7 protein-coding genes are annotated in these 4,861 nt (G+C 29.5%); 5 read left to right on the top strand and 2 right to left on the bottom strand.

Features of this window, described 5'->3' with window-relative positions; translation table 11 throughout:
* Window positions 1-129 precede the first annotated feature (129 nt).
* On the bottom strand, window positions 130-621 hold the full coding sequence (locus ACKI67_RS07100) for a DUF308 domain-containing protein (RefSeq protein WP_407462767.1): 492 nt from the start codon (window positions 619-621) through the stop codon (window positions 130-132).
* Window positions 622-832: 211 nt separating this feature from the next.
* Between ACKI67_RS07100 and ACKI67_RS07095 the strand changes: the two genes are divergently transcribed.
* Both ACKI67_RS07095 and ACKI67_RS07090 read left to right on the top strand, forming a co-directional pair.
* A complete protein-coding gene (locus tag ACKI67_RS07095) occupies window positions 833-1,348 on the top strand; it encodes a nitroreductase family protein (RefSeq protein ID WP_407462766.1) in 516 nt (171 codons plus the stop codon).
* 46 nt (window positions 1,349-1,394) lie between these two features.
* Window positions 1,395-2,600 carry a MalY/PatB family protein gene (locus ACKI67_RS07090; RefSeq protein WP_407462765.1) on the top strand — a complete coding sequence of 402 codons (1,206 nt, stop codon included), beginning with the start codon at window positions 1,395-1,397 and terminating at the stop codon, window positions 2,598-2,600.
* 149 nt (window positions 2,601-2,749) lie between these two features.
* Here ACKI67_RS07090 and ACKI67_RS07085 read toward each other — a convergent pair whose 3' ends face one another.
* On the bottom strand, window positions 2,750-3,100 hold the full coding sequence (locus ACKI67_RS07085; RefSeq protein ID WP_407462764.1) for an arsenate reductase family protein: 351 nt from the start codon (window positions 3,098-3,100) through the stop codon (window positions 2,750-2,752).
* A 185-nt stretch (window positions 3,101-3,285) separates the two neighbouring features.
* On the opposite strand from ACKI67_RS07085, the gene ACKI67_RS07080 reads away from it, so the two are divergent.
* The 3 genes from ACKI67_RS07080 to ACKI67_RS07070 all read left to right on the top strand — a co-directional run.
* Window positions 3,286-3,744 carry a flavodoxin family protein gene (locus tag ACKI67_RS07080; protein ID WP_407462763.1) on the top strand — a complete coding sequence of 153 codons (459 nt, stop codon included), beginning with the start codon at window positions 3,286-3,288 and terminating at the stop codon, window positions 3,742-3,744.
* A 174-nt stretch (window positions 3,745-3,918) separates the two neighbouring features.
* Window positions 3,919-4,458 carry a glutathione peroxidase gene (locus ACKI67_RS07075; protein ID WP_407462762.1) on the top strand — a complete coding sequence of 180 codons (540 nt, stop codon included), beginning with the start codon at window positions 3,919-3,921 and terminating at the stop codon, window positions 4,456-4,458.
* Between the two features lie 149 nt (window positions 4,459-4,607).
* On the top strand, window positions 4,608-4,861 hold a 254-nt coding region (locus tag ACKI67_RS07070), incomplete at its 3' end, for an ATP-binding protein (protein WP_407462761.1).

The raw sequence follows: 4,861 nt of genomic DNA, 5'->3' as shown, positions 1-4,861 counted from the left end.
AAAATTATAAGCTCATTTTAATGTTAATTTTTAAAAATAGAAAATATAGAAAATAATAGAAAATATAAAAAAATTGATAAATATAAAAAATTAGAAAAAAAGAAAAAAATAAAAGAAATAATTATTTTTTTAAATTACTTCTGTTCGCAAATAGCCAGTTACACCATAAACTATTAATACAATACCTATAATGATAGTGATTAATATAGGATTGTTTGATGCAAACATTGCAACGAATAAAACAACTATTCCTAATACTAAACTGATTATAGAACCAGTCTTATTAAAGGTTGATCCTCCAAGTAATCCGAGTACGGCTGCTACAATCAACATAAATCCTACGATATAGAATTGTAATCCGACTAGGAAGGAAATTGCATTGGTTCCAAATATGAATGCTAATCCTAAAATGATCATTACAACACCAAATATTGCTGCAACGGTTGAATATGCTGGTGAAATGTCTTTAGAAATCACTCCAGTGTATGCTAAGAGTATACCGAAAATGAATACACTTGCACCAATAAGGATGGAAATTAGATTAGCACTAAACATTGGGAATATTATGAATATTAAACCAATAATAATGGAAATAATTGACATAATTTTATATGATTCCATTTTTTCACCTCATTAGTTTGAATTATTTTATATTCTATTATTAAATGTATATAAAAATTATTATTTTTTAATAAATTTTTATGATTTCATTTATTTCGATTAGTGTTTGATTAAAATTCAATTTTTTTATGATTTTCTTTTTTAAAAAATTATTTAAACTATTAAAAATTATATCATATTAAATATAATTATAAAAAACATAGGTGTTAATATGGATTTTGATGAAGTAATTAGAACAAGACGTAGCATAAGAGAGTATGCGGATAAAGAAGTGGAAGATGAAAAAATAGAAAAGATATTAAAATCCGCCATGCAGGCACCTGGAAGCAGATTAGGTGCAGAACCTTGGGAATTTTTGGTAATAAAAAATAAGGAAACACTTGCTAAGATTGGAGAAATCAAACCTCGTGTAACCAATGCACCAGTAGCCATTCTTTTGATTGCAAATATTGAAAGGTCTTTTTATAAATTGGTATGGCAACAGGATATGAGTGCAGCAGCTGAAAACATGCTTCTTGAAGCTGTCAATCTCGGTTTAGGCGGTTTATGGAATGGTGTCGCTCCTGAAGAGGAAAGAATGAATGCCATCGGAGAGATTGTTGGCTTGCCAAAAGATGATAATTTAAAGCCATTCTGCATAATCACTCTTGGTTATCCTGCAGATGGTTGGGAAAATAAGTTTATGGATAAGTTTGATGAGTCCAGAATACATTATGAAACTTATTAACTTTAAAAATCTTAATCTATTACTTATAAAATTTTAAGAGCTTAGGATGAATTTTATGAAATACAACTTTGATTCAATAATCGATAGAAAAAACACCAATTCACTGAAATGGGACTTGTTTGATGATGAATATCCAATGTGGGTTGCAGATATGGATTTTTATGCAGCTCCATTCATTTATGAATCAGTAAATAGGAAAGCAAAGCACGGAGTTTATGCTTACTCTTTTGTAAATGATGATGTTTTTGATTCCTATGTCAATTGGTGGAAGAAATATGGTCTTAAAATGCAAAAGGATGAATTGCTATTTGCAACAGGGGTCATGCCTTCAATCGCAAGTATCATCCGTGCATTTACTGATGTGGGAGACAATGTCTTAATTCAAACTCCTGTTTATCATGTATTCTTTTATGTAATCTTGGATAATGACAGGAATGTGGTTGAAAATCAATTGATTTACGATCCAAAATCAGATGATGTGGAAACTGCTTACACAATTGATTTTGATGATTTGGAAGAAAAATTCAAGGACCCAAAGACCAAGCTAATGCTTTTGTGCAATCCACATAATCCTATTGGAAAGATTTGGGATGAGGAAAGTCTTGAAAAGATAGCTGCTTTAGCAAACAAGCACAATGTCATTGTTGTATCTGATGAAATCCATTGCGATTTGACTGATCCTGATTTGAAATATGTCCCTTTCGCATCTTTGGATGAAAAACTATCAAACAATAGCTTTACTTGCATCTCACCAAGCAAAACATTCAACATTGCAGGGCTCCAAAGTTCTGCAGTCTTCACTAGAAACAAGGAACTTTATGAAATATTGGGACGGCAATTAGCTCTTGATTACTTCAATCATCCGAACATATTCTCAATAGATGCTACAATTGCAGCATATAAAAGTGAAGATTGGCTAAATGAATTGAGAGAAGTTCTATTTAAGAATAAGATGATTGTTGATGAATTCTTAAAAAGTGAAATTCCTGAAATAAAATTGGTTCCTGCAAATGCAACATATCTTTTATGGTTGGATTGCAGTCAGTTAAACATTGGGGATTTTGAAGATGGATTTTCAAATGATTTGTCCGAATTCTTAAGGGAAAATGTAGGTTTATTCCTATCTCCTGGAGTTCAATTTGGACAAAATGGTGATGATTTCTTAAGAATGAATATTGCCTGTCCACAAGAATTGTTGCTTGAAGGATTGAATGCATTAAAAATAGGAATTGAAAAATATAAAATCAAATAATTATTTTGAAACATAAAAATTAGGTTTTTAAAATAATAATTTTGAAAATGCAAATTATATTCTTAATTTTAATTTAAAAATTAATTGTAAAAAAATAATAAAAAATAATAAAAAAATAAGTAAAAAAATTAAATAGTGGAGAAATTAGATTATTTTAATTTCTCTTCCCACTCTTTTTCTCTAAATCCAGTAAGACATACAACATCAGTCTCAATTATTGGACGTTTTACAAGCATGCCTTCACTAGATAAAATCTTCAATTGTTCTTCTTCACTCATTTCAGGCAACTTGTCTTTTAATTGCATCTCTCTGTAAATTTTACCACTAGTGTTGAAGAACCTCTTGAGAGGTAGTCCACTTTTCTCATATAATGCCTTCAATTGATCAAAATCTGGGTTGTCTTCAACAATATGCTGTTCATTATATTCGAATCCATTTTCATCTAACCATTTCTTTGCCTTTTGGCATGTACTGCATCTTGGGTAGTAAATAAATAACATTTTCATTCTCCTATAATTTTAAAAAAACAATTTTTTGTTCTTATTCTTATTTCTATATTTGAAATTTATAAATTATTCTAATTATTGATTAACTTTGTAAACTAAAGACTTTTATCATATTATTTTCAAATTAATATTAGAAAAATAAATAATATGAAATTAATTAAAAACAATAAGGTGATATCGTGAGTATTTTAGTTGCTTATTATTCAAGAACAGAAGTTACAAAAAAATTGGCAGAAGCTATTGCAGCAGAAACTGGTGCAGATATTGAAGAAATCGTTTCTCAAGTGAAATATGATGGCAAAATCGGTTTTGCACGTGGTGGAAAGGATGCCATTTCAGAAAAGATCATTGATTTAGGACCATTCGAACATGATGTTTCAGATTATGACTTGGTTTATTTAGGAGTTCCTGTATGGGCTGGAAAAGCTGCAAACCCTATGATTTCATACATTAAGCAAAATCAAGGAAAGTTCAACGATGTAAAATTCTTTGTAACTGCAGGTGGAAGCGGTTTTGAAGGTGCAATTGAACAAATGGAGAAATATGTGGGCAAAGCTCCTTTAAAAACATTAACTCTTGTTACAAAACAAGTTAAACATGATGAATTTGATGAAGAGTTAGCTTCATTTATAGAATAAACTAAAATTTTAGTTTTTTTAGATTTTTAACCTTATACATTAACTGATTTAATTATTAACCTATTAAATTATTTATTTCGTAAAATAGAAAGATTTAAATCGTTTAAAGATAATTAATAATATTAACAGATTTTTATTCACTTAAATGTTAATAAATGTAAATTAGGTGATATAATGTCAATTTATGATTTTGAAGTAAAAGACACTCAAGGAAACATGGTTTCCTTAAGTGAATACAAAGGAAAAGTATTGTTAATTGTCAACTCTGCTACCAAATGTGGTTTCACTCCACAATACACTGAATTGAATGAGATCTTCAATGAATTCAAGGATGAAGGATTTGTCATTTTAGATTTCCCATGCAACCAATTTGGTAATCAAGCTCCTGGTACTGGAGAGGAAATTGCAGCTACCTGCCGCAGTGAGTATTTGGTTCCTTATCCAATCTTTGAAAAGATTGAAGTGAATGGTGAAAAAGAAGAGCCATTATACGCTTACTTAAAGCAAGAGCAACCATTTAAAGACATCACTGGGGATGGAGCTAGAAAATTGAAAATGGTCCTTAAGGTAATGGACAGACATTATAAGGACAATGATGACATCAAATGGAACTTCACTAAGTTTTTAGTTGACAGAGAAGGAAATGTTGTAAGAAGATTCGAGCCAACTGAAAGTTTAGATGATGTTAAAGCTGCTGTAAAAGAATTATTATAATTCTTTTTTTCTTTTTTTCTTTTTAACTATTTTTTTATCTCTTTTAATTGTTATTTAGACTATTTTTCAGTTTAAACTCTTTTTTAATTTTAAAACTTAAATCGATAAAGTTTTAATATTGCATTTATAAATAATATTTTAGTGGTTAGATGAAACTTGATATTAATACTGAAACTTGCACTGGATGTAAATTATGTGAAACCGTATGCATTAGGGACAATATTGAAATTATTGATAAGAAAGCGGTTGAAGTGGATAACGGTGATTGCTTTGACTGTGGGCATTGTTTAGCTATTTGTCCAACAGGCAGCATATCCTTAATTGCATATGAAGATCAAAAAGAACGTGTTGAAGATTATAATCCTCGTGAAATTCCAATCAATTCTGAAGATTTATTGCAATT

Origin of the sequence: Methanobrevibacter sp. (assembly GCF_045577275.1) — an archaeon.
Classification (GTDB): domain Archaea; phylum Methanobacteriota; class Methanobacteria; order Methanobacteriales; family Methanobacteriaceae; genus Methanobrevibacter.
This window is presented reverse-complemented; position numbering and strand designations above follow the sequence as displayed.